The sequence below is a fragment of the Streptomyces sp. NPDC052682 genome, assembly GCF_040678435.1.
Taxonomy (GTDB): domain Bacteria; phylum Actinomycetota; class Actinomycetes; order Streptomycetales; family Streptomycetaceae; genus Streptomyces.
Genome location: NZ_JBFATS010000008.1, coordinates 294,850 through 318,937, shown reverse-complemented (window position 1 = coordinate 318,937; position 24,088 = coordinate 294,850). Strand labels below are relative to the sequence as shown.

Annotated in this window: 20 protein-coding genes; 10 read left to right on the top strand and 10 right to left on the bottom strand. The window is 69.1% G+C overall.

All coding sequences use genetic code 11. The annotated features are described in order from the left end of the window. Positions 1 to 30: 30 nt before the first annotated feature. The 3 genes from gnd to dnaA form a co-directional block, all read right to left on the bottom strand. Complete coding sequence (gene gnd / locus AB0K80_RS15520) at positions 31 to 906, bottom strand: phosphogluconate dehydrogenase (NAD(+)-dependent, decarboxylating) (protein WP_365669641.1); 876 nt, start codon at positions 904 to 906, stop codon at positions 31 to 33. A gap of 190 nt (positions 907 to 1,096) precedes the next feature. Further along, positions 1,097 to 2,227, bottom strand: coding sequence for a DNA polymerase III subunit beta (dnaN, locus tag AB0K80_RS15515; protein WP_365669639.1), 1,131 nt, complete (start codon positions 2,225 to 2,227; stop codon positions 1,097 to 1,099). Between the two features lie 869 nt (positions 2,228 to 3,096). Further along, positions 3,097 to 5,133: a chromosomal replication initiator protein DnaA gene (gene dnaA, locus AB0K80_RS15510; protein WP_365669637.1), complete on the bottom strand. Its 2,037-nt coding sequence runs from the start codon at positions 5,131 to 5,133 to the stop codon at positions 3,097 to 3,099. Positions 5,134 to 5,535: 402 nt separating this feature from the next. Between dnaA and rpmH the strand changes: the two genes are divergently transcribed. The 9 genes from rpmH (at position 5,536) to AB0K80_RS15465 (ending at position 12,481) form a co-directional block, all read left to right on the top strand. After that, positions 5,536 to 5,673, top strand: a complete 138-nt coding sequence (rpmH, locus tag AB0K80_RS15505) for a 50S ribosomal protein L34 (protein WP_003956500.1) — start codon at positions 5,536 to 5,538, stop codon at positions 5,671 to 5,673. A gap of 21 nt (positions 5,674 to 5,694) precedes the next feature. Next, complete coding sequence (gene rnpA, locus AB0K80_RS15500) at positions 5,695 to 6,066, top strand: ribonuclease P protein component (RefSeq protein ID WP_365669635.1); 372 nt, start codon at positions 5,695 to 5,697, stop codon at positions 6,064 to 6,066. Continuing rightward, complete coding sequence (gene yidD, locus AB0K80_RS15495; RefSeq protein ID WP_365669633.1) at positions 6,063 to 6,437, top strand: membrane protein insertion efficiency factor YidD; 375 nt, start codon at positions 6,063 to 6,065, stop codon at positions 6,435 to 6,437. The genes rnpA and yidD overlap by 4 nt, the downstream gene beginning before the upstream one ends. 3 nt (positions 6,438 to 6,440) lie before the next feature. Next, entirely contained in the window at positions 6,441 to 7,706 is a 1,266-nt protein-coding gene (gene yidC, locus AB0K80_RS15490) for a membrane protein insertase YidC (RefSeq protein WP_365669631.1), read from the top strand. 15 nt (positions 7,707 to 7,721) lie between these two features. Further along, positions 7,722 to 8,234 carry a R3H domain-containing nucleic acid-binding protein gene (locus AB0K80_RS15485; protein WP_365669629.1) on the top strand — a complete coding sequence of 171 codons (513 nt, stop codon included), beginning with the start codon at positions 7,722 to 7,724 and terminating at the stop codon, positions 8,232 to 8,234. A gap of 121 nt (positions 8,235 to 8,355) precedes the next feature. Next, on the top strand, positions 8,356 to 9,072 hold the full coding sequence (gene rsmG / locus AB0K80_RS15480; protein WP_365669627.1) for a 16S rRNA (guanine(527)-N(7))-methyltransferase RsmG: 717 nt from the start codon (positions 8,356 to 8,358) through the stop codon (positions 9,070 to 9,072). Positions 9,073 to 9,368: 296 nt separating this feature from the next. Continuing rightward, a complete protein-coding gene (locus AB0K80_RS15475; RefSeq protein WP_365669726.1) occupies positions 9,369 to 10,445 on the top strand; it encodes a ParA family protein in 1,077 nt (358 codons plus the stop codon). Next, on the top strand, positions 10,442 to 11,539 hold the full coding sequence (locus tag AB0K80_RS15470; protein WP_365669625.1) for a ParB/RepB/Spo0J family partition protein: 1,098 nt from the start codon (positions 10,442 to 10,444) through the stop codon (positions 11,537 to 11,539). Before AB0K80_RS15475 ends, AB0K80_RS15470 begins: the two co-directional genes overlap by 4 nt. Before the next feature lie 324 nt (positions 11,540 to 11,863). After that, complete coding sequence (locus tag AB0K80_RS15465) at positions 11,864 to 12,481, top strand: GNAT family N-acetyltransferase (RefSeq protein WP_365669623.1); 618 nt, start codon at positions 11,864 to 11,866, stop codon at positions 12,479 to 12,481. 90 nt (positions 12,482 to 12,571) lie between these two features. Here AB0K80_RS15465 and trxA read toward each other — a convergent pair whose 3' ends face one another. The 7 genes from trxA to AB0K80_RS15430 form a co-directional block, all read right to left on the bottom strand. Then, entirely contained in the window at positions 12,572 to 12,904 is a 333-nt protein-coding gene (gene trxA, locus AB0K80_RS15460) for a thioredoxin (RefSeq protein WP_365669621.1), read from the bottom strand. Between the two features lie 44 nt (positions 12,905 to 12,948). Continuing rightward, a complete protein-coding gene (gene trxB / locus AB0K80_RS15455) occupies positions 12,949 to 13,917 on the bottom strand; it encodes a thioredoxin-disulfide reductase (protein ID WP_365669618.1) in 969 nt (322 codons plus the stop codon). A gap of 129 nt (positions 13,918 to 14,046) precedes the next feature. Next, complete coding sequence (locus AB0K80_RS15450) at positions 14,047 to 14,985, bottom strand: hypothetical protein (RefSeq protein ID WP_365669723.1); 939 nt, start codon at positions 14,983 to 14,985, stop codon at positions 14,047 to 14,049. An 11-nt stretch (positions 14,986 to 14,996) separates the two neighbouring features. Beyond that, on the bottom strand, positions 14,997 to 15,722 hold the full coding sequence (gene sigM / locus AB0K80_RS15445) for an RNA polymerase sigma factor SigM (RefSeq protein ID WP_365669616.1): 726 nt from the start codon (positions 15,720 to 15,722) through the stop codon (positions 14,997 to 14,999). A gap of 27 nt (positions 15,723 to 15,749) precedes the next feature. Then, positions 15,750 to 17,450 carry a protein kinase family protein gene (locus AB0K80_RS15440; RefSeq protein ID WP_365669614.1) on the bottom strand — a complete coding sequence of 567 codons (1,701 nt, stop codon included), beginning with the start codon at positions 17,448 to 17,450 and terminating at the stop codon, positions 15,750 to 15,752. 139 nt (positions 17,451 to 17,589) lie between these two features. Further along, positions 17,590 to 19,839, bottom strand: a complete 2,250-nt coding sequence (murJ, locus tag AB0K80_RS15435) for a murein biosynthesis integral membrane protein MurJ (RefSeq protein WP_365669612.1) — start codon at positions 19,837 to 19,839, stop codon at positions 17,590 to 17,592. A gap of 44 nt (positions 19,840 to 19,883) precedes the next feature. After that, positions 19,884 to 22,298 (bottom strand): DUF6049 family protein, encoded by a 2,415-nt coding sequence (locus AB0K80_RS15430; protein ID WP_365669610.1) that lies wholly within the window; start codon positions 22,296 to 22,298, stop codon positions 19,884 to 19,886. Between the two features lie 243 nt (positions 22,299 to 22,541). On the opposite strand from AB0K80_RS15430, the gene AB0K80_RS15425 reads away from it, so the two are divergent. Then, complete coding sequence (locus AB0K80_RS15425; RefSeq protein ID WP_365669608.1) at positions 22,542 to 23,987, top strand: CCA tRNA nucleotidyltransferase; 1,446 nt, start codon at positions 22,542 to 22,544, stop codon at positions 23,985 to 23,987. Positions 23,988 to 24,088 lie beyond the last annotated feature (101 nt).

Sequence of the window (24,088 nt, the reverse complement as noted above, 5' to 3'; positions counted from 1 at the left end):
TCGCCGACCTCCCAGACCCTCGGGTATCGCTTACTTCTTCTCGACCGCGTGGCCGCCGAACTGGTTGCGCAGCGCCGCGATCATCTTCATCTGCGGCGAGTCGTCCTGGCGGGAGGCGAACCGCGCGAACAGCGACGCGGTGATCGCCGGCAGCGGCACCGCGTGGTCGATCGCGGCCTCCACCGTCCAGCGTCCCTCGCCGGAGTCCTGTGCATAACCCCGCAGCCCGTCCAGGTGCTCGTCCTCGTCGAGGGCGTTCACCGCGAGGTCGAGCAGCCAGGAGCGGATGACCGTGCCCTCCTGCCAGGAGCGGAAGATCTCGCGGACGTTGTCCACGGAGTCGACCTTCTCCAGCAGCTCCCAGCCCTCGGCGTAGGCCTGCATCATGGCGTACTCGATGCCGTTGTGGACCATCTTCGCGAAGTGGCCCGCGCCGACCTTGCCGGCGTGCACCGCACCGTACGGGCCCTCCGGCTTGAGGGCGTCGAAGATCGGCTGCACCTTGGCGACGTTCTCGGCGTCTCCGCCGTACATCAGCGCGTAGCCGTTCTCCAGGCCCCACACACCGCCGGAGACACCGCAGTCGACGAAGCCGATGCCCTTGGCGGCCAGTTCCGCCGCGTGCCTCTCGTCGTCGGTCCAGCGGCTGTTGCCGCCGTCCACGACGACGTCGCCGGGCTCCAGGAGCTCGGCGAGCTCGTCGATGGTGGACTGGGTCGGCTCGCCGGCCGGAACCATCACCCACACCACGCGCGGGGCGCTGAGCTTGCCCACGAGTTCCGCGAGGCTGTGGACGTCGGCGAGGTCCGGGTTGCGGTCGTATCCGATGACGGTGTGGCCGGCGCGGCGTATCCGCTCGCGCATGTTGCCGCCCATCTTGCCGAGGCCGACGAGACCGAGCTCCATCAGTTGTGTTCCTTAGGTGTCCGAGGTGGCGTGGCGGCACGGCCGCACCCGGCAGCTGCGTACCGGGGCGGGTCCGTACTCGCGTCCGAGCCTAAACCCGGACGCTCGTGCACAGCTGTGGGCATACGCGCTCAGACGTACGCCCTCACCTGCGCATTCGTCCTCAGCCTGTGGACAACTCCGGGCGCGCTCAGCCGCTGAGGCGCACCGGCATGATCAGGTACTTGTAGGCCTCGTCCGCCTCGGCGTCCACCGCCGGCTTGCCGCTGAGCAGCGCCGGCTTGGTGGACGTCGTGAACGACAGCTGGGCCACCGGGGAGTCGATGGCGCTCAGGCCGTCCAGCAGGAACGTCGGGTTGAAGGCGATCGAGATGTCGTCGCCGTCCAGCTGGGCGTCGACCCTTTCCACAGCCTGTGCGTCGTCGCTGGAGCCGGCCTCCAGGATCAGCACGCCCTGCTCGAAGCTGAGCCGCACCGGGGTGTTCCGCTCGGCGACCAGGGACACACGCTTGACGGCCTCCACGAAGGGGGCGGTCTCGATGACGGCGATGGAGTTGAACTCCGTCGGGAACAGCGTGCGGTACTTCGGGAGGTCGCCCTCCAGCAGGCGTGTGGTCGTACGGCGGCCCGCGCCCTCGAAGCCGATCAGCCCCTCGCCCGCGCCCGAGCCGGACAGCGCCAGCGTGACGCTGTCACCGGCCCCGAGCGACTTGGCGGTGTCCAGCAGCGTCTTGGCGGGCACCAGGGCGACCGCGGAGGCGTCCGGGTTCTCCGGCTTCCACAGGAACTCGCGGACCGCGAAGCGGTAGCGGTCGGTGGAGGCCAGGGTGACCGTGTCGCCCTCGATCTCGATGCGCACACCGGTGAGCACCGGAAGCGTGTCGTCGCGCCCGGCCGCGATGGCCACCTGCTGCACGGCGGAGGAGAAGACCTCTCCGGGGACGGTGCCGGTCGCGTTCGGCATCTGCGGCAGTGCCGGGTACTCCTCCACCGGCAGGGTGTGGAGGGTGAACCGGGAGGAGCCGCAGACCACGGTCGCCCGTACACCGTCTGTGGAGATCTCCACCGGCCGGTTGGGGAGCGCCCGGGAGATGTCCGCGAGCAGGCGGCCGGAGACCAGGACCGTGCCCTCCTCCTCGACCTCGGCCTCCACCGACACGCGCGCGGAGACCTCGTAGTCGAAGCTGGACAGGCTCAGCGCGCCGTCCTCGGCCTTCAGGAGAAGGCCGGCGAGGACAGGCGCCGGCGGACGGGCCGGGAGGCTGCGCGCCGCCCAGGCCACTGCCTCCGCGAGTACGTCGCGTTCCACCCGGATCTTCACCGTAAGCCGCCTCCTGCTGTTGCCGGCGTTCTCGCCCTGCTTCGCCTTCGTCGTCTGACTCGGTGTCGCCGGTCCCTGGGAAGGGAGGGACACCGGGGACCAGTCTGACGCACCGCACTGACAGTAGGTGCCTGTCGGGGTCAAGTCGCACCGAGGGGCAGCCGGGCCCGAGAGGGCGAGTTGTGCACAGGACCCACTTCGAAACGGATTCCGCGCTCTCTCTAGTCGGACGTAGTAGTAGGGCCTGTGGATACCGTGGATAACCCTGTTTTCGCAGCTCAGCGCGGGTATTTTGTCCACCGGGCCTGTGGGCGGCGGCCGTGGACAACCGGGGGTCTCTGTGGAGAACGGAAAGTTCTGCACACCCCATGCACAGGGTGAGGCGACTTCTCCCCAGAGCCGTCCCCAGTTTTACCCGCCTTTCCCACAGCCCAACCCGGCACCTTGGTGTGACGCCTTTCACTCGAGCCGGTGAGGAGGCGCGTCATGTTGCCGAACAGTGGACAGGCATGTGGAGAAGCCGGGGATCACTGGGGACAACCGGCCGTTGCCTGTGGGTTGCCGGTGGACAACTTCATGCACAGGCTGTGGACCCACTCGTTGTCCACAGGCTGTGGAGATCCTTCGTCCACGAGTCCACAGGGGGCTGACCTGGCTCGACGGGTTCTGGGCAGCCCACGCTGTGGACAGGATCGGGACAACTTAGCGGTCCCCAGGATGTGGACGGGAAAAAGTCGCCGAATCTGTGGAGGGCGGCCGTAACCACGGCGACTATTCGAACAGCGGGGACACGCGCGGATGCGCCGGCATGACGAAGGGCGCTCCCGGAAGTGCTCCGGAAGCGCCCTCGAACCGTCCGCGCGGGGTGCTCAGCCGTTCTTGATGCGGTTGGTCAGCTCGGTGACCTGGTTGTAGATCGAGCGCCGTTCCGCCATGAGATTGCGGATCTTGCGGTCGGCGTGCATCACCGTCGTGTGGTCGCGGCCGCCGAACAGCGCGCCGATCTTCGGCAGCGACAGGTCCGTCAGCTCACGGCACAGGTACATGGCGATCTGGCGGGCCGTGACCAGCTGGCGGCCCCGCGAGCTGCCGCACAGGTCCTCGACCGTGAGGCCGAAGTAGTCGGCGGTCGCGCTCATGATGGCCGTCGACGTGATCTCCGGCGTGGCATCGTCGCCGCCGGGGATCAGATCCTTCAGGACGATCTCCGTCAGGCCCAGGTCCACCGGCTGCCGGTTGAGCGAGGCGAAAGCCGTCACCCGGATCAGCGCGCCCTCCAGCTCGCGGATGTTGCGCGAGATCCGGGAGGCGATGAACTCCAGCACCTCCGGCGGCGCGTTGAGCTGCTCCTGCACCGCCTTCTTGCGCAGGATCGCGATCCGCGTCTCCAGCTCGGGCGGCTGGACGTCGGTGATGAGGCCCCACTCGAAACGGTTCCTCAACCGGTCCTCCAGCGTGACCAGCTGCTTGGGCGGCCGGTCGCTGGACAGCACGATCTGCTTGTTGGCGTTGTGGAGGGTGTTGAAGGTGTGGAAGAACTCCTCCTGCGTCGACTCCTTGTCCGCCAGGAACTGGATGTCGTCGACGAGCAGGATGTCCATCTCGCGGTAGCGCTTGCGGAAACTGTCGCCCTTGCCGTCGCGGATGGAGTTGATGAACTCGTTGGTGAACTCCTCGGAGCTCACGTACCGCACGCGCGTGCCCGGGTACAGGCTCCGCGCGTAGTGTCCGATCGCGTGCAGCAGGTGCGTCTTGCCGAGCCCGGACTCCCCGTAGATGAAGAGCGGGTTGTACGCCTTCGCGGGCGCCTCGGCGACGGCCACCGCGGCCGCGTGCGCGAAGCGGTTCGACGCGCCGATGACGAACGTGTCGAAGAGGTACTTCGGGTTGAGCCGGGCGGTCGGCTCACCGGGACCGGTCGCCGGCGCGGGCTGCGCGGCCAGCGGGCCGGGCGCGCCGGTGGTGGGCAGGTTCGGCCCGACCGGGCCGCCGCGGTGCACGTGCCCGGAGCCGGCCGGCGGGTCCGGCAGCTCACGGCGCACGGGATCGCGCTGGTCGTAGTCGGGCCGTGGCGCGTCGTAGTCCGGGCGCGCCTGGTCGTAGGAGGGGCGCTCCATGGCCTGCGGCCGGTAGTCCTGCCCGCCGTACGACTCCTGGGAGCCGTACGACTCCTGCGAGCCGTAGGAGTCGTGGGAGCCGTAGGAGTCCTGGGAACCGTAGGTGTCCTGGGGCGACGAGCCGTACGTGTCCTGCGAGGGCGAGGCGTAGGGGTCACGCTCCGGGAAGCCGAGCCGCTGCTGCTGCCAGCCGTAGTCGTCGTGCGATGGCCGCGGCCAGGAGCCGGGCTCGGGACGCTGGTACTCCGACGGGTAGGCGGGCCGGGCGGTCGGCAGCTGGTCGCTGCCCGGGAGATGGTCGGCGCGGTGGTCGCCGCGGTGATCGGGCCGGTGATCATCGCGGTGGTCGGCGCGGTGATCGGGCCGATGGTCGGCGCGATGGCGGCCGTATCCGTCGTAGAGGTCGCGGCCCTGGTCGTAGCCGTCCCTGCCCTGGCCTGCGGAGGGGAGCTCGGGCTCCTCGTAGCGCGGCTGAGGACGGGCGGGGGGCGCCGGCGGGGCCGGGGGCTCGCCCGCGGAGTCGTCCACGGTGATCGCGATGCGGATGGGGCGCCCGCACTCGCGGCTCAGCGTCTCGCTGACGATCGGGGCGAGACGGCCCTCCAGCACACCCTTCGCAAACTCGTTCGGTACGGCGAGCAGGGCGGTGTCGGCGACCAGCGCGAGCGGCTGGCAGCGCCGGATCCAGTGCTCGTCCTTCGCCTCGACCCCTTGGCCGCGCCCCTCACCGAGGAGCTGTTCCAGTACTCGTGGCCACACTGCGGCAAGATCGGCAGGTACGTCAGCCACAGGGCACGCTCTCTCACAGGTCCCTCGAACGTGTGGTTCGGGGACGGGTCGGGATGTAACTCGGGTGGAACGGGGGTCGGAACTAAACGGCTGTCGAGTGGGACAAGGGAACGAATCGGAGTTCAGTCACGGTAGTCAGGGCGGCCCGTGCGGTTCAAGTTGTTGTCCCCAGGCTGTGGACAAGTGGCTCCGCGCGGACCCTGGTTTGACCGGATGCCGCAGCCGCGCGTACCGTAACGAGGTCGAGTTGTCGATGGCTGCTGCCGCCTGCCTCCGATGGGCACAGATCGCGTCAGGTGATCGGTCAGCGGTGCACTCGGGCGTAACGCGAGCTACTCGTGGGCGCACGGTGACAGCCAGGACGGCACCCCGCAAAACACCGATTCTTAGTGGAGCCCCCGAGTGAGCAAGCGCACCTTCCAGCCGAACAACCGTCGTCGCGCGAAGACCCACGGCTTCCGGCTGCGTATGCGCACCCGTGCCGGCCGCGCGATTCTCGCGTCCCGCCGTAGCAAGGGTCGCGCCCGTCTGTCCGCCTGATCCCGGTCAGGTCATGACGTCGTGCTGCCCACCGAGAACCGGCTGAGGCGGCGCGAGGACTTCGCGACCGCGGTACGACGAGGCCGTCGGGCCGGCCGCCCGACCCTCGTCGTCCACCTTCGCAGCGGTGCCACGGACCCGCATGCGCCTGGGGAGAGCGCTCCCCCGACGCGTGCGGGTTTCGTCGTGAGCAAGGCTGTGGGCGGCGCGGTCGTGCGCAACAAGGTCAAGCGCAGACTGCGCCACCTGATGCGCGAGCGAGTCGACCTGTTTCCCCCCGGTAGCCTGGTAGTCGTACGAGCGCTGCCCGGAGCGGGTGACGCCGACCATGCACAGCTGGCCCGAGACCTGGACGCCGCCCTTCAGCGGCTGCTGGGAGGGGGCGCGCGATGAAGTACCCGCTGCTGGCTCTGATCAAGCTGTACCAGTGGACGATCAGTCCGCTGCTCGGGCCGGTCTGCAAGTACTACCCGTCGTGTTCCCACTACGGCTACACGGCCATCGACCGGCACGGTGCGATCAAGGGCACGGCGCTCACGGCCTGGCGCATCCTGCGGTGCAACCCGTGGTCGCCGGGCGGTGTGGACCATGTCCCGCCGCGCAAGCGTCCGCGGTGGCACGAAATGCTGCGTGACACCTGGCGTGCACGCAAGGGCGGGCCCTCCGCCGGCGAACCGGCCACCGAGGGACAGACTTCTCCCACAAGTCCGTCGAGTCCTTCGAGCCCGGCCGCAGAGACACCGTCCCATGCCCAAGGAGCATGATTAGTGGACACGATTGCCAGCCTCTTCAGCTTCATCACGACACCCGTCTCCTGGGTCATCGTCCAGTTCCACAAGGTGTACGGAGCGATCTTCGGCCCGGACACCGGCTGGGCCTGGGGCCTGTCCATCGTGTCCCTGGTGATCGTGATCCGCATCTGCCTGATCCCGCTCTTCGTGAAGCAGATCAAGGCGACGCGCGCGATGCAGACGCTCCAGCCGGAGATGAAGAAGATCCAGGAGCGCTACAAGAACGACCGGCAGCGCCAGTCCGAAGAGATGATGAAGCTGTACAAGGAGACGGGCACCAACCCGCTCTCCTCGTGCCTTCCGATCCTGGCGCAGTCCCCGTTCTTCTTCGCCCTGTACCACGTGCTCAACGGCATCGCGTCGGGCGACACCATCGGCGTGATCAACAAGAGCCTGCTGGAGAGCGCGCAGAAGGCGCACATCTTCGGCGCTCCGCTGGCCGCGAAGTTCACGGACAGCTCGTCCAAGGTCGACGCGCTGCAGGCCTCGCTGACCGACGTGCGGGTCGTGACCGCGATCATGATCATCCTCATGTCGCTGTCGCAGTTCTACACGCAGCGCCAGCTGATGACGAAGAACGTCGACACGACGGTGAAGACGCCGTTCATGCAGCAGCAGAAGATGCTGATGTACGTCTTCCCCGTCATCTTCGCCGTCTTCGGCATCAACTTCCCGGTCGGTGTCCTCGTCTACTGGCTGACCACCAACGTGTGGACCATGGGCCAGCAGATGTACGTCATCCACAACAACCCGACGCCGGGTTCGAAGGCCCAGGCGGCCTACCTGGAGCGCTTGTACAAGCACGTCACGCACCGCGGCAAGGTCGCCCGGCGCCGGGACAAGGTCATCATCAAGGCCATCGTCGCCAAGGGCCGCGACCGCAACGAGTTCGAGCGCAAGTTCATCAACGGCCTGAACAAGGCGGGCCTGGCCGCCCAGTCCGACGGCACCGTGATCAAGAGCGAGACCGCCGTCGCCGCGCAGACCGAGGACGGTGTGCCCACCACCACCGCCGCCGTTCCCAAGCGGCAGCAGCCCAAGCGGCAGACCAAGGCCCAGCGCCAGGCCGCGAAGGCCGCCGGTGACACGCCGTCGCTGAGCAAGTCCGACGAGCCCGAGGACGCCAAGCCGGCCTCGGCCGCGAAGAAGGCCGCCTCCAAGCCCGGCTCCGGTACCCGCAGCAAGGCCCAGTCCGGCCAGCGCAAGGGTCCGCAGCGGCCCAAGTCCCCGTCGAAGAAGTAAGAAGGAGTCCATCCCGTGACGGAAGGCACCACCTCCGCCGCTGCCGAGGGCGCAGACACCCTCACCCGCCTGGAGCAGGAGGGCGAGATCGCGGCGGACTACCTGGAGGGTCTGCTCGACATCGCCGACCTCGACGGCGACATCGACATGGACGTCGAGGCCGACCGTGCCTCCGTCTCGATCATCAGCGACACGGGCAGCCGTGACCTGCAGAAGCTGGTCGGCCGTGACGGTGAGGTGCTGGAGGCCCTTCAGGAGCTCACGCGCCTGGCCGTGCACCGGGAGACCGGGGACCGCAGCCGCCTGATGCTGGACATCGCCGGCTACCGCGCCCGCAAGCGGGCCGAGCTCTCGGCGCTGGGTGCCAAGGCCGCCGCCGAGGCCAAGAGCAGCGGTGAACCGGTGCGGCTGAAGCCGATGAGTCCGTTCGAGCGCAAGGTCGTGCACGACGCGGTCAAGGCCGCGGGCCTGCGCAGCGAGTCCGAAGGCGAGGAGCCCAAGCGCTTCGTCGTCGTGCTCCCCGCCTGATCGGCCCCTACGTTTCCCGGCCCCGTCTGTTGCGCAGGCGGGGCCGAACTTTGTCAGCCTGATAGTTCTGGTGGTTCTGGTGTCGGCGCCCGGCGCGCCGATGTACGGAAGGACGGTCCCCGTGACGGAGGCAGCGGAGCTTCCCCCTGCTCCCGAGCAGGCACGCGAGGTGTTCGGCGATCGGTTCGCCGACGCCGTGCGCTACGCCGAGCTGCTCGCCGAGGCCGGCGTGCAGCGTGGTCTGATCGGCCCGCGCGAGGTGCCCCGGCTGTGGGAGCGGCACCTGCTGAACTGTGCCGTGCTCGCGGAAGTGGTGCCTGAGGGCGTGACGGTGTGCGACGTCGGTTCCGGCGCCGGTCTGCCCGGGATTCCGCTGGCGCTCGTCCGGGAGGACCTGAAGATCACATTGCTGGAGCCTCTCCTGCGCCGCACGACCTTTCTGACCGAGGTCGTGGAGCTGCTGGGTCTGGACCATGTGACCGTCGTCCGGGGCCGTGCCGAGGAAGTCATGGGAAAGATCCCGCCGGTGCACGTCGTCACGGCCCGAGCCGTGGCACCGCTCGACCGACTCGCCGCCTGGGGCATCCCGTTGCTGCGTCCCTACGGAGAGATGCTCGCGCTGAAGGGCGACACCGCGGAGGAAGAGCTCAAGGCCGCAGCTACGGCACTGAGCAAGCTTGGGGCCGCCGAGACCTCGATCCTGCACGTCGGGGAAGGGATCGTCGATCCTTTGTCCACGGTCGTCCGGGTCGAGGTCGGGGAGAGTCCGGGCGGTGTGCGTTTCGCGGCCAAGCGGGCCAAGGCTGCCCGGACGGGGCGGGCCCGGCGGCGTCGCTGATGTGGCGGGTGGCGATGTGGCGGGTGGCTGATCCGTCCTGAGGACCAGCCGTACTCCACACAAGCTGCCAAACCTACGCAACTCGGAGTGTCGCGCGGACGCGGCTGGAGCCGCTGGGCATCGTGTTTCACGTGAAACGTCGCTCACTGCTGCACGGCATCATCAGTCGTGGCCGCGCTGCGGCCGAACCCCGCGACCGCAAGCCCCTCGGTTCACTCGATGAGGCACCTGAGTTGTCCACAGAGGTGGATTTCTCCACAGAACACCAGGCCTCACTGGTTCACGACCCCGAAGACGTGCGAGGCTCTGTTCATTGCGAGCCTGAAGTCGAGGAGAGTGAATCCTTGCGGTCCGACGCCAACATCGCGGGACCGATGACCGATCCGGTCCCCGGTCCCCGTACCGAGTCGATGGGAGCGGATGTTTCACGTGAAACACCGCCTCCTATGGACGACACCCCCATCGGTCGTGCTGCCCAACTGGCGGTGGAGGCTTTCGGCCGCGCCGGCGAGGGCCTGCCACGGCCCGAGCAGACCCGCATCATGGTGGTCGCCAACCAGAAGGGCGGCGTCGGGAAGACGACCACGACCGTCAACCTTGCCGCATCGCTGGCCCTGCACGGGGCTCGCGTCCTGGTGATCGACCTCGACCCGCAGGGCAACGCGTCCACTGCACTGGGGATCGATCATCACGCCGAAGTCCCGTCCATCTACGATGTGTTGGTCGACAGCAGGCCGCTGGCAGAGGTCGTCCAGCCGGTCCCCGATGTCGAGGGCCTCTTCTGCGCCCCCGCCACGATCGATCTCGCCGGTGCGGAGATCGAGCTGGTGTCTTTGGTGGCCCGGGAGAGCCGCTTGCAGCGCGCGATCCAGGCGTATGAGCAGCCGTTGGACTACATCCTCATCGACTGCCCGCCCTCGCTCGGCCTGCTGACGGTCAACGCGCTGGTCGCAGGCCAGGAGGTGCTCATCCCCATCCAGTGCGAGTACTACGCGCTGGAGGGCCTGGGCCAGCTGCTGCGCAACGTCGACCTGGTGCGGGGGCACCTCAACCCCGCCCTGCATGTGTCGACCATCCTGCTCACCATGTACGACGGCCGGACCCGCCTCGCGTCCCAAGTCGCGGAAGAGGTGCGCAATCACTTCGGCGACGAGGTGCTGCGGACGAGCATTCCTCGCTCCGTCCGTATCTCCGAGGCGCCGAGCTATGGACAGACGGTCCTGACCTACGATCCAGGATCCAGCGGTGCTCTGTCCTATCTTGAGGCAGCACGCGAGATCGCGCTGAAGGGTGTCGGCATCAGCTACGACGCGACGCACGCCCACATCGGCGCACAACAGAACGACCCGAGCATGGTGGAGGGGATCCAGTGAGCGAGCGACGGAGGGGGCTGGGCCGCGGACTTGGCGCACTGATCCCTGCTGCGCCGACGGAGAAGTCCGTGGCTCAGGCCGCAGTGGGGGGGATGGCGTCCACCTCCCCCACGGCGGTTCCCGGGCTGCCGACCGACCGTGGTGTGGCGGCGGCGAAGGTGGCCACACTGCCGCCTGTTTCACGTGAAACCGAGGAACCGTCGCAGGACGGCGCGGCCCTGCCCGCTCCTCCCATCGGTGCGCACTTCGCCGAGATCCCCCTGGATGCGATCACGCCGAATCCGCGTCAGCCGCGTGAGGTCTTCGACGAGGACGCGCTGGCGGAACTCGTCACCTCCATCAAGGAGGTCGGACTCCTCCAGCCGGTCGTCGTACGCCAGCTGGACCGCGGACGCTACGAGCTGATCATGGGTGAGCGTCGCTGGCGAGCCTGCCGCGAGGCGGGCTTGGAAGCGATCCCGGCGATCGTGCGAGCCACGGAGGACGAAAAGCTCCTCCTGGACGCGCTGCTGGAAAACCTGCACCGGGCCCAGCTGAACCCGCTGGAGGAGGCGGCTGCCTATGACCAGCTGCTGAGGGACTTCAACTGCACGCACGACCAGCTGGCGGACCGCATCGGCCGGTCCCGTCCCCAGGTCTCCAACACGCTGCGCCTGCTCAAGCTGTCGCCGGCGGTGCAGCGCCGTGTGGCCGCCGGGGTGCTGTCCGCCGGGCACGCCCGGGCGCTGCTGTCCGTCGAGGATTCGGAAGAGCAGGACCGGCTGGCCCATCGGATCGTGGCCGAGGGGCTTTCGGTGCGGGCGGTCGAGGAGATCGTGACCCTGATGGGGTCGCGGCCGCAGAAGACACAGCGTGCCAAGGGGCCGCGGGCAGGGGCTCGGGTCTCCCCGGCGTTGTCCGAGCTCGCCACGCGGCTCTCGGACCGCTTCGAGACCCGCGTGAAGGTCGATCTGGGCCAGAAGAAGGGCAAGATCACCGTGGAGTTCGCCTCTATGGAGGATCTGGAGCGGATCCTCAGCACCCTTGCCCCCGGTGAGGGTCCGGTCCTGCAGAAGAATCTCCAGGAGGGCGACTCGGAGGAGAACGAATCCTGAGCCTTCGGCATGCGGCGTCGTGTACTGCGCAGTCGACGGGGCGGGCCGTGTCCGGTGTGCACCGGAACGCGGCTCGCCTTTTGCTTTCTGGCGGTATCGAGGGAATCACATCGTGGATACGATGCGTTCGGGTATGGGGCATCCACCCGGCAGTACCTCGGAGAGGGGGCAGGGGCCCATGCGGACGTTGAGCCGCACCGGACTGGTGAGCGCGGGTTTGGGGCTGGGCGCGGTCGGTGGGTTCATCGGCAGCCTGCTCAAGGAACGGAGCGCTCTGACAGCCGCCCGTGATGCGGCGGGCGAAGGAAGCGAGGAACAGCCTTTATGGGGCGTCGGCTCGTACCGCTCACGCTGGACAACCTTCAGGACCTTCCCCAGCCCTGTCGTTCATGTGCCTTCTGGGAGCTGGACCCCGTCAGCGGCGAGGCCGCGGTAAAGGCGGGCACTCCTGCGCTGGAGAAGGAAGCCTGGATCTCCGCCGTCCTGCTGGACTGGGGCTCCTGCGGACGGGTCGTCTACGTGGACGATGTGCCGGTGGGATTCGTGCTCTACGCTCCCCCCGCCTATGTCCCCCGTTCGACCGCGTTTCCCACGAGCCCCGTGTCACCCGACGCGGTGTTGCTGATGACCTCGTCCATCATGCCGGGATACCAGGGCCAGGGACTGGGGCGCGTGATGGTGCAGACGGTGGCCAAGGATCTGCTGAGGCGAGGCTTCAAGGCGATCGAGGCGTTCGGAAACGCGCGCTGGAAGGAACCGGCGTGCGTGCTGCCGGCCGACCATCTCCTCGCCGTCGGCTTCAAGACCGTGCGGCAGCACCCCACCTATCCGCGGCTGAGACTGGAGCTCAGAACGACGCTGTCCTGGAAGGAAGACGTCGAGATGGCTCTGGACCGCCTTCTGGGAGCGGTCCAGAAGGAACCGGCGTTGCGGCCTCTGTAGCGCCTGCGCTGACGTGAATGGGCCAGCCCTTCCGGGCTGGCCCATTCGTGTTTCACGTGAAACATGCGTCCTAAGGGACGCCTCCACCGCTTACTCGGCGATGAACTCCTCAAGGTCACGAACGATCGCGGCCTTCGGCTTCGCCCCGACGATGGTCTTGGCGACCTCGCCACGCTGGTAGACGTTCAGGGTCGGGATGGACATGACGCCGTACTTGGCGGCGGTACCCGGGTTCTCGTCGATGTTGAGCTTGACGACCTCGATCTTGTCGCCGTACTCGGCCGCGATCGCCTCCAGGGACGGGGCGATCTGGCGGCACGGGCCGCACCAGGCGGCCCAGAAGTCCACCAGGACGGGCTTGTCGCTCTTGAGGACGTCCTGCTCGAAGGAGTCGTCGGTCACGTTCTTCAGGGTGCCTGCCACAGCGGGCTCCTTACCTGGTTGTGCGTGGGGCGGATGGGGGTCGGTCAGACAGCGGTCTTCTCGGGCTCGGCCTTCTCCTCGTCCGCCAGAGCGGCGAGGAAACGCTCGGCGTCGAGGGCGGCGGCACAGCCGGTGCCGGCTGCGGTGATCGCCTGCCGGTAGGTGTGGTCGACCACGTCACCGGCACCGAAGACACCGGGCAGGTTCGTGCGCGTCGAGGGCGCGTCGACCTTCAGGTACCCCTCCTCGTCCAGCTCGAGCTGGCCCTTGAAGAGCTCGGTGCGCGGGTCGTGGCCGATGGCGATGAACAGGCCGGTGACCGCCAGATCCGAGAGCTCGCCGGTCTTGACGTTGCGCAGCTTCAGACCCGAGAGCTTCCCGTCGCCCTGGATCTCGGCGACCTCACTGTCCCAGACGAAGGAGATCTTCGGGTCGGCGAAGGCGCGCTCCTGCATCGCCTTGGAGGCACGCAGGGTGTCGCGGCGGTGGACGACGGTCACGGACTTGGCGAACCGCGAGAGGAAAGTGGCCTCCTCCATCGCGGTGTCACCGCCACCGATCACGGCGATGTCCTGGTCCTTGAAGAAGAACCCGTCGCAGGTGGCACACCAGGAGACACCCCGGCCGGACAGGGCGTCCTCGTTCGGCAGCCCCAGCTTGCGGTGCTGCGAGCCGGTGGTGACGATGACGGCCTTGGCCTTGTGGACCGTGCCGGCCGTGTCCGTGACGGTCTTGATCTCACCGGTGAGGTCGACGGCGACGACATCGTCCGGGACGAGCTCGGCACCGAAACGCTCGGCCTGAGCGCGCATGTTGTCCATGAGCTCGGGGCCCATGATGCCGTCCTGGAAGCCGGGGAAGTTCTCCACCTCGGTGGTGTTCATCAGCGCACCACCGGCGGTGACGGCACCCTCGAACACCAGTGGCTTCAGCGACGCGCGCGCGGTGTAGAGCGCCGCCGTGTAGCCGGCGGGCCCGGAGCCGATGATGATCACGTTACGGACGTCGCTCACGGCTTGATTCCTCGTCTCTGGTCTGCGTCGTACGACCGGTGGGAGCTTCTCTCGGAACTCTCACCCCACCCAACGGATCCTAAGGGGCGCGCATTCCCACTGTGTCCGGGCACACGGAGAGGCGAAGCGTCAGCCTTCGGGGTACGCGTAGGAGTGCTGGAAGAGCACCTTGCCCTTGCTGCCGGTCGATGCGTGGTCCACACAGGTCGCCTCGACGATGTAGGCGGTCACCCGGGTGGGGTCGGACGCGTCGCGGAGGACCACGAGCAGAGCCTTCGTCCCCTTGTAGGTGCCTTCCTCGGTGGCCAGCGCCACGTCGTCGCGATTGATGCCCTTGCGGACACAGTCGGGAACGAGGGGCTCCCGGAAGATCTTGGGATGTGCGGAGCCGTGGGTGGTCGCCGCGCCCAAGTCGTCCGGTGTCCGGGCGCCACCTTCACGCTGGTTCTGCGTAAGGAGATCGGCGACCTGCTTCTCCAGCTTCTCCGCGGCGAAGGTGTCGGCCGAGGGGGACTGCTGCTCCTGGGCGGAGTTTCCGTTCGGCTTGTCGTCGTCGAAGGAGGCGACCAGTACGGAGCCGAGTCCCAGAGCTGCGGCAGCGAACACGGCGGCCAGGATGACGTTCCTGCGGCGGCCGGTCCGAGCGCGGCCCTTACGGCCGGGACCGGTGGTGGAGGCACGGGGACGACCCGCGGGGCGGTCCGTCGGTGCCGACGTTTCACGTGAAACATGTGCGCGGTCGTCGCCGTCGGGCGAGGCCGTGCTGATCACTTCGGGGACGTCGGAAACGGGGGATTCTGCTGTCGGGGTCTCCGCGGACGCGGATGTCGTGGCCTGGAGAAGCGCCTCCGCGGCGAGCGCGGCATCGATACGGCCCGCGACATCGGCGGGCATGCGCGGCGGGCCCGGCAGCGTGCCGAGCAGGCCACGGATCTCTTCCAGGGACGCGTAGACGTCCGCACACAGCTCGCACTCGTCCAAGTGCTGCCGTATGTCCGCGGTGCGCGACGGCGGGAGGATGCCCTCGGCGAGGTCGGAGATCTCGGTGACGTCCGGGTGGCCGGCCATGTCTGTCGACGTCACGCTCGTCCACCTCCGCCCTTCACTGCAGCTGAGTCGCTTGGTCCTGCGCCCGACGGGCCCTTTCTGGTCGGTCCCGCTGCGGGTGGGACGGATGTCTGCTGCGTCCGGTTCCGCTCCCGGCCCGGATTCTTGCTCTCAGCGCCGCCGTCCGGCCGCAGGTGGGTCAGCAGCGGCAGGAGTCTCGCTCTGCCGCGGGCACACCGGCTCTTCACGGTGCCCGTCGGCACGTCGAGGATGCGGGCGGCCTCGGCGACGGGATAGCCCTGCATGTCGACGAGGACGAGCGCGGCTCGCTGATCCGCGGGCAGGGTCCCCAGGGCTTGCAGGAGCTGGCGATGGAGGTCCTGACGCTCCGCGGGCTCCGAGGCCGCCTCATGGGGCTCCAGCAGCTGCTCCAGGCGCTCGGTGTCGTCCACCGGAGCGGTCTTGCGGGAGGCGGCCTTGCGGGCGCGGTCGAGGCAGGCGTTCACCGTGATGCGGTGCAGCCACGTCGTGACAGCGGCTTGGCCCCGGAAGGTGTGGGCGGCCCGGTACGCGGAGACCAAGGCGTCCTGAACGGCGTCAGCGGCCTCCTCGCGGTCGCCGAGCGTCCGAAGGGCGACGGCCCAGAGGCGGTCACGATGGCGGCGTACGAGCTCGCCGAAGGCGTCGGGGTCGCCTTCGACATGGCGGGCGAGGAGGTCCTGATCGCTCGTCTCGTCGTATCCGGTGCCGTCTGCCATCGGCCCCCTTCCTCGAGGCAGATGCCTTCAGCTGGTCACCTTGATGTCCGCCACTCGGCCGCGCCACTTGCCGTCGTCCGGCTGCAACGGCAGCTTGGTCAGCCACACCAGGACGTACCTGGTCTTGAGGGTCTTGCCGGGCTTGAGTTCCACGGTCGTCCCCGATCCCTCGGCGACCTTGGTGTAGCTCTCGAAGGACGTGGGTTCCGAGGAGGCGTCCGCGCGGGCGCTGCGAAGTTCGACGGACGTGTCCCCCACGAAGGTGACGGTCACCTTTCCTACCTGCTGCACCTTGCCGAGGTCGAGAATGATGCCGACACCCGACTTCAGACGGCCGAAGTCCGCGCTCAGGTAGTAGTCGGTCTGCCAGTACGTGGTCTTGCTGTTGTCGTAGACCTTCCCTATGGCGGACGGCTTCTCCGAGCCGTCAGCGCCGAACGGGTCGAAGTCGCGGGCGCTGCTGATGGCGACGGGCTTGCCCGTCGCCGGCTTCCGGGGATTCTTGTCGTCGCCGTCCGTCGTCTGCGTCTGGTTCGGGTCGTCGGTCTTGCCGCCGTGCTCCATGAGCGCGTCCGCCAGCTGCCAGGAGCCCAGGCCCAGGGCAGCGATCAGCAGCGCGGACACCGCCCACTTCAGGGCCTTGCCGGTGCGGCTCTGCAGCGGGGGCGGCGGGACGGGGACCGGCTGGGTGACCCCGGGGCGCTGGGCCGGGCGGCCGTAGGAGCCCTGCTGGTAGGTCGTGCGCTGGTACTCGGGCGGGGTGGCGAACGCCGGCTCCGGCGGACGGATGCGCGGCATCTCGCCGATCGCCTTCACGAGCTCCTCCGGCGTGGTGCAGGGGGACTCGTGGCGCGAGGCGGTCGCGCCGTCGTTGGCGAGCGCGCGCATGGCCAGCTCGGACAGGCCGCGGTGGACCCCGGCCCGTACCTGGTCGGGCGGGATCAGCCCGATGTCCTTGGGCAGACCGGACAGGCCGTAGGCGTCGCTCTCGTACGGCCAGCGCTGGGTGAGCGCCGCGTACAGCAGGGCGCCGATGGCCTCGGTGTCGGTGCGCTGCGGGGTGTCGGACTTCACGCCGCGCAGGGCGGCGTTGACGGCCAGGCCGCGGATGCGCCACTGGCCGGTCGAGGTGCGCAGGACGGCGTTGGGGTTCAGACGCAGGTGGGCGAGGCCCTCGCGGTGGGCGGCGGCCATGGCGGCGGTGACCTGGCTGACCATCTGGAAGGCGTCGTACGGCTCCAGCGGGCCGGAGGCGAGGAGCGTGGTCAGCTCGGTGGCGTCGGGGAGCCACTCGTGGACGACGTAGACGAGGTCGTTGTCCTCGACGGCGTCGAGGACCTGTACGAAGCGGGGATCACCGAGGAGGGCGGAGGAGCGGGCCGCGGCCAGCACCGAGCGGGCTCGTGCGTGGTCCGCGGGCAGGACGTGGACACCGACGGCGCGCCGGAGCTTCTCGTCGACGGCTCGCCAGCTGCTGAATCCGTCCAGACGGGTGACGCACTCCTCGAGGCGGTAGCGTCTGGCGAGTTTGTGACCGCTGTGCAGTTCGGGAGGCGAGGCCTTCACGGAATCGTCGTGCCGGGGGCTCTCCTGTACCTCGTCGCTGTCCGTGTCCCGCTCCCGGTTCTTGGCCACCCCGTCGGCCGTGGACTGGTCCGCCTGCGCGGTCAGCGACGTCTCGCCGCTGTTGTCTGCCACGTCGACGGCAGCCGTGCTCCGTTCCGCCACCGTCGTTCCTGCCTCCCCATTCGTTGCGCGCCGTCCGACACCCGTGCGCGCCGTCCGACGCCGAAACCAATTGTGCCCACAGTCCGCCGCTATGCACGACACGCGGTGGCTGACGATGGTTGTGCGCCTACCCCCTGCCTCAGCGTCCCAGGCGTCCGCGGACCATGCCGACCAGCGAGTTGACTTCCTCGATGCGCATGCGCCGGGCGGCGACGACGAACACGCCCAGCAGCACGGCACCACCGGCCAGCAGCGCGGCGAACGAGCCGGCGACGCCCTGGCCGAGCGTGTGGCCGATCCCGTAGCAGGCCGCGCCGCTGAGCAGGGCGGCCGGCACCGAGGCGATGCACAGCCGGGCGTACGTCCGCAGCACGCGGGAGCCGTCCAGGTCCCCGCCCAGCCGCTTGCGCAGGCGGCGCCAGGCGACACCGACGCCGATCGCGTAGGCCAGGCCGTACGAGGCGGCCATGCCGACGACGGCCCAGCGGGCCGGGATCAGGAAGTAGCAGGCCGTCGAAGCGCCGGCGTTGACCGCGGCCACGATGACCGTGTTGTAGAAGGGGGTGCGCGTGTCCTCGTACGCGTAGAAGGCGCGCAGCACGACGTACTGCACGGAGTAGGGGATCAGGCCGAGGCCGAAGGCCATCAGCATGTAGCCCATGTTGGTGGCTTCGCTCGTGCCCGACGACCCGAAGATCAGCGTGCACATCGGGATGCCGAGCGAGACGAAACCGAAAGCGATCGGCACGATGGCGACCGCTGTGGTGCGCAGCCCCTGGGAGATGTCGTCGCGGACGGCGCCCCCGTCGCCCTCGGCCGCCGAGCGCGCCAGGCGGGGCAGCAGGGCAGCCATGAGCGACACGGTGATGATGGCCTGCGGCAGGCCCCAGATCAGCTGGGCGTTGGCGTAGGCGGCGAAACCCGTACCGTCGACGGGCGAGGTCTTGCCCGCCGCGGTGGACAGCTGGGTGACCACGAGCGCGCCGGCCTGGTTGGCGAGGACGAACAGGACCGTCCACTTGGCGAGCGTCACCGCCTTGCCGAGCCCCTGACCCTTCCAGTCGAAGCGCAGCCGCAGCCGGAACCCGGTCTCGCGCAGGTACGGGATCATGGCCAGGGCCTGGACGACCATGCCGAGCAGGACCCCGATGCCCAGGAGCCGCTGCCCCTCGGGCGGGATGTTCGTGACCTTCATGCCGGAGTCCGCGGCGGTGCCGTAGACCCAGATGAACGTGCCCAGCGTGACGATGATGACGATGTTGTTCAGGACCGGCGTCCACATCATCGCGCCGAACCTGCCGCGGGCGTTGAGGATCTGCCCCATCACCACGTGGATGCCCATGAAGAAGATCGAGGGCAGGAAGTACTGCACGAAGGTGATGCCGACCTGGTTGGCCGCCGGGTCGCCGGCGACCGAGTCGGACAGCATGCGGATCAGCAACGGCGCGCCGAAGACCGACAGCACGGTGAGCCCGCCGAGCGCCACCATGACCAGGGTCAGCAGACGGTTGGCGTACGCTTCGCCGCCGTCGTCGTCCTCCTTCATCGCCCGGACCAGCTGCGGCACGAAGACGGAGTTGAGGCCGCCGCCCACCGTCAGGATGTAGATCATCGTCGGCAGCTGGTAGGCCACCTGGAAGGTGTCGCCGAGGAGGCCGACACCCAGCGCCGAAACGATGAGCGCCGAGCGGATGAAGCCGGTCAGACGGGAGACCATCGTGCCCGCCGCCATCACGGCACTCGACTTCAGCAGGCTTCCGGCACGGCCGCCCTTCTTCGGGGCGGGCGTGGGCTCCGGCTCGGGTGCCTCGGCCGCGGGTGAGGCGGCCGGCTCCGGGTACTGGCCCGGTGCCGGGCCCGGTCCCGGCACCGACGCGGGCTGCTGCTGGTACGCCGGCCGGTCGCCGCCCGGCTGCTGCTCGGGGAATCCGCTGTGCTGCTGGTCGCGGAACAGGTGCGCGAAGGCATCCGGCTCGTGGCGCTGCGCACCGGCCTGACTCACCAGGTCGTCCACGCCCACGTACTCGGTCGTGCGCGGGTCGTCGCCGTAGGGCAGGTACTGCGTGGGGCCCTCGGGCTCGGGCGCCGGTGTCTGGGCCCACACGCTCGGATCGGGGGCGTACGGCGACTGGGGAGGTCGGCCGTACAGCGACTGCTCCGGCTGGTACGTCCCCGGCGGCGGGTGCGCGGCACGGTCGTAGAGCGCCTCGGCGGCCGGGTCCTGGGCGGCGAGGTCCTGCGCCCGGTAGGGGTCCTCGGCGTAGGCGTCCTGGAGGTAACCGTCCGCGGGCGGCTGCGGCGGCACCTGGCCGTGCTCGGGCGTCGGCCCCTCGGGGTAGCCCGAGTCGGGCACGGCCCGGCCGCGGTCACCGTCGTACGGCGCGTTCATGGTTACCCCACCTCATCGTCCCGGGCCCACCGGCCACGACATCCTCAACGGTCCACTCTCTCACCCGTGCCGGACGGGTCGGCGCTTTCCGCTGCGGTGTCCGGTGCCGGGTCACTCGGCTGCTCGGGGGCGTTCCCCCCTGTCCCGGCCGCGGACTCCTGGGTGAGACGTTCCTCGGCGGTGTCCGGGTTCTGCCGGCGGCCTGCGTCCTTCACCGGCTCCTCACCGCCGTCCTCGCCCGGCTCGTCGCCGCTGCCCTCTTCCGTATCCCGGGCGGATGCACGCTTGCGCTGGGTGTACATCCGGAAGCCGGCGAGGACGAGCAGCAGGACGCCGCCGCCGATGACCAGCATCACCGTGGCGGTGATCTCCGTGACCCGCACATCGAAGGTGACGGGCTCACCGTACGGCCGGCCGTCCTGCGTGTAGAGCTGGGCGCGTACGGTCGCGCGGCCGTTGGCGTTGGCCGACGTGGTGAACTTCACCGACTGGCTGTGGCCGCCGGAGACGGAGACGGGCTGCTCCTCGTAGGCGGCACCGTCGATCTTGAGACGGGTGGGGTTCGTGGACGTGAGCCGGAGCACCAGGTGCTCGACGCCCTGGACGAGGTTGTTCTGGACGGTCACCGGGATGGTGGCGCTGCGCCCGGAGAGCTTGGTCTCCGACTTCTTGATCAGCCTGACGCCCTTGATGAGGCCCTCGAGGTAGGACTCGACACCGTCGCGGTAGGCCGTCCCCGCGCTTGCGCGACCGCGCCACGACGTGGACATCTCCCGGTTCATGGCCCGCCCGAACGGTGTCACCACCCGGGACTGGTCGCTGAGGATCACCTTGAAGTTGTCGAGGTTGTCCTGTGTCCGGGCGATCTGGGCGAACGCCGGCTGCTTCAGTTCCTGGGCGCGCAGCGAGGAGGGGTAGGAGGAGGCCGGCGGCACCTTCGTGGTGGCGCGCGGGTCCGGCTTGGTCCTGGCGGCCGCCGTGAGGTCCTGGGTCTGGGACCAGGTGCTGCCCTGCAGGGCGGTGAGCGCGTCGGCCATGGCCTTGGCCTGGCTGACGGACGGCATGCGCTGCGGGGCCACGACGACGCTGCGCTGCTTGCCGGTCTGGAGGTCCAGCGTCAGGCTCTGGGCGAGGAACCGCTGCACCGCGAGCGTGGCGGCGGAAGCCCGGGTCAGGTCTGACTGGAACGCCGTCGACAGCCGAGCGTCCGCGACGACCGCCGTGGTGCCGCCGCCGATGGGACGGGCCGCCGAGGGCGTGTACGACAGGCCGCCGGTCTCCTGGAGGCTGTCGCTCCGGGCGATCACCTTGTCGGCGCCCGCGGACGTGGCGACCTTGACGATCGACGGGTCGACGGCGCCGTTCACCGGCCAGGCGAAGTCGGTGTCCGGGGTGACGTGGAGGATGGTGTCCACCGTCTTGGCGGCGGCGTCGGTGGCCTCCTTGAGGTGGCTCAGCGAGCCGGTGACGCTCGTGCCGTTGTGGGCGAGTGAGGCCAGGTCCGGGTCGGAGAAGGGCAGCGCGACGACTTCCTTGCCCGCGACCGCCTGCTGCAGCTCGGCGAGCCAGCGGTCCGCGATCCTCTGGTTGTGCCCGGCGGCGGGTGTGTCGTCTCCGTCCTGAACCCCGTAGTTCTCCGTCATCGCGTCGACCGATGCCAGCAGGTCCGGGTCGATCACCCAGGTTACGTCGAGGTCCTTGCCCAGCGAGACCATCTGGTCCAGACGGCCGCCCGGCGCGATCTCCTGGGCGAGGTCGTCATTGAGGAACACCGGCGTCTGCTGCTCGTTGGAGCCTGTCTCCGCCGTCATATGGACGGTGGAGATCAGGGGCCACAGGAAAGTCGTCTTCGTCTTCGTGCCGGCGGCCTCGGGCTGCCACGGCAGGAACGTGCGCTGAACGCCGAGAGTCTGGTCCCACGGCTGCGCGGACGTCTGCCCGGACAGGGCGACGGCGAGCTGGTAGACGCCGTCGCGGCCGAGGTCCAGTTCGTCGACCGGCACGGAGATGCTGAAGGGCTGAGCGACCCCCGGGGAGAGCCTGGAGAACTTCTGCGTGTACTTGCCGCCGACCTCCGAACCGGGAACGCCCTGGACGTCGTCGCTGTCCCTGGCGATGGCGTCGATACCCGAGCGGGTGTCCAGCAGGGGGCCCACGCGCAGGCCGACATGGGCGCCGGTGACCGTCTGCTTGCCGTTGTTGGTCACCGTGCCGCTGACTGTGACGGTGTCCCCGTCGGTGGGGGCGTTCGGGGTGAGCGAGTCGATGGCGACGGCCACCGAGCCCGGCCCCGAGGCTGCCTGCGACGCGTCCTGTACGGCGGCGCCGGCGTGAGGGGCGGCGGGCAACTGCAGGAGTCCGGCGAGCAGGGGCACTCCGGCGAGCAGGGCTCCGGTGCGCCGGAGCCACCGGCGGGCAGGTGAGGCACTCGTCCCCTGGAAGTCTGCCGCCTCGGCCACGCGCTCGCCCGTCCCTCGTCGTCGTCAGTGGTCGTCGGAATGTGCGTCCACGCATGGTAACGATGCGCGCTGAGGGGAAGTGCCGCGGACCGGTCCACAAGATCAGGAGGCACCGGGTGCCTGTCCTGTATGTGCGGGTATCGGGAGGGCCCGCCCCGGGCTGCCCGTGTGCACGTTCCATGAAGGCGCGTGCCGTTTTATGGGGGCGCGTCCGGTCGCCCGGGCCACGTACCCTCTTCTGTTGTGCCGAACGCCAACGAAGTATCCCCCAGTGCCCTGAACCAGGTGCAGCACCGCGCGGTGAGTGAGCTGCTGCGGGTCGCCCCTGTCGCCGACGATCTCGCCCGCCGTTTCAGGGAGGCCGGGTTCTCCCTCGCCCTGGTCGGCGGCTCGGTCCGGGACGCACTGCTCGGCCGGCTCGGCAATGACCTGGACTTCACGACCGACGCCCGTCCTGAGGACGTGCTCAAGATCGTGCGCCCGTGGGCGGACGCCGTCTGGGAGGTCGGCATCGCCTTCGGCACGGTGGGAGCCCAGAAGGACGGCTACCAGATCGAGGTGACCACCTACCGGTCGGAGGCGTACGACCGTACGTCCCGCAAGCCGGAGGTGTCGTACGGCGACTCCATCGAGGAGGACCTCGTTCGCCGTGACTTCACCGTGAACGCGATGGCGGTCGCGCTCCCGGAGAAGGAGTTCGTCGATCCGCACGGTGGGCTGGATGATCTCGCCGCCCGGGTGCTGCGCACTCCCGGCACTCCCGAGTCCTCCTTCTCGGACGATCCGCTGCGGATGATGCGGGCCGCGCGCTTCGCGGCCCAGCTGGACTTCGAGGTGGCACCCGAGGTCGTCACCGCCATGAAGGAGATGGCCGGGCGTATCGAGATCGTCTCCGCGGAGCGGGTGCGGGACGAGCTGAACAAGCTGATCCTGTCCGCGCACCCGCGTAAGGGCCTGACGCTCCTCGTCGACACCGGCCTCGCCGACCACGTGCTGCCCGAGCTGCCTGCCCTGCGCCTGGAGAGCGACGAACACCACCGGCACAAGGACGTCTACGAGCACACGCTGATCGTCCTGGAGCAGGCGATGGCGCTGGAGGACGAGGGCCCCGACCTCACCCTCCGCCTCGCCGCCCTGCTGCACGACATCGGCAAGCCGCGCACGCGCCGCTTCGAGAAGGACGGCCGCGTCTCGTTCCACCACCACGAGGTGGTAGGGGCGAAGATGACCAAGAAGCGGATGTCGGCGCTCAAGTACTCCAACGAGCTCGTGAGGGACGTCTCACGGCTGGTCGAACTGCACCTGCGCTTCCACGGCTACGGCACGGGTGAGTGGACGGACTCCGCGGTCCGCCGGTACGTCCGGGACGCGGGGCACCTCCTCGACCGCCTGCACAAGCTGACCCGCTCGGACTGCACCACGCGCAACAAGCGCAAGGCGGCCGCGCTGTCCCGTGCCTACGACGGGCTGGAGGAGCGGATCGCGAAGCTCCAGGAGCAGGAGGAACTGGACGCCATCCGCCCGGACCTCGACGGCAACCAGATCATGAAGATCCTCGACATCAAGCCTGGACGGGCTGTGGGCCGTGCGTACCAGCACATGCTGGAGCTGCGCCTGGAGAACGGGCCGATGGAGCAGGACGAGGCCGTGGCGGCGCTTAAAGAGTGGTGGGCGGAACAGCAGGGCTGACCGCCCGAGGGCGCTCGGGAAGCGATGTTTCACGTGAAACACGGCCTCTGGACGCACCGAGGGGCGGCGTTTCACGTGAAACACCGCCCCTCTGGAGGTCA

Bases quoted from the DNA above. Each gene is read 5' to 3' on its own strand.
- murJ (WP_365669612.1), bottom strand. From the start codon at position 19,839: ATGAACGCGCCGTACGACGGTGACCGCGGCCGGGCCGTGCCCGACTCG.
- AB0K80_RS15465 (WP_365669623.1), top strand. From the start codon at position 11,864: ATGGGGCGTCGGCTCGTACCGCTCACGCTGGACAACCTTCAGGACCTT.
- sigM (WP_365669616.1), bottom strand. From the start codon at position 15,722: ATGGCAGACGGCACCGGATACGACGAGACGAGCGATCAGGACCTCCTC.
- AB0K80_RS15450 (WP_365669723.1), bottom strand. From the start codon at position 14,985: ATGGCCGGCCACCCGGACGTCACCGAGATCTCCGACCTCGCCGAGGGC.
- gnd (WP_365669641.1), bottom strand. From the start codon at position 906: ATGGAGCTCGGTCTCGTCGGCCTCGGCAAGATGGGCGGCAACATGCGC.
- yidD (WP_365669633.1), top strand. From the start codon at position 6,063: ATGAAGTACCCGCTGCTGGCTCTGATCAAGCTGTACCAGTGGACGATC.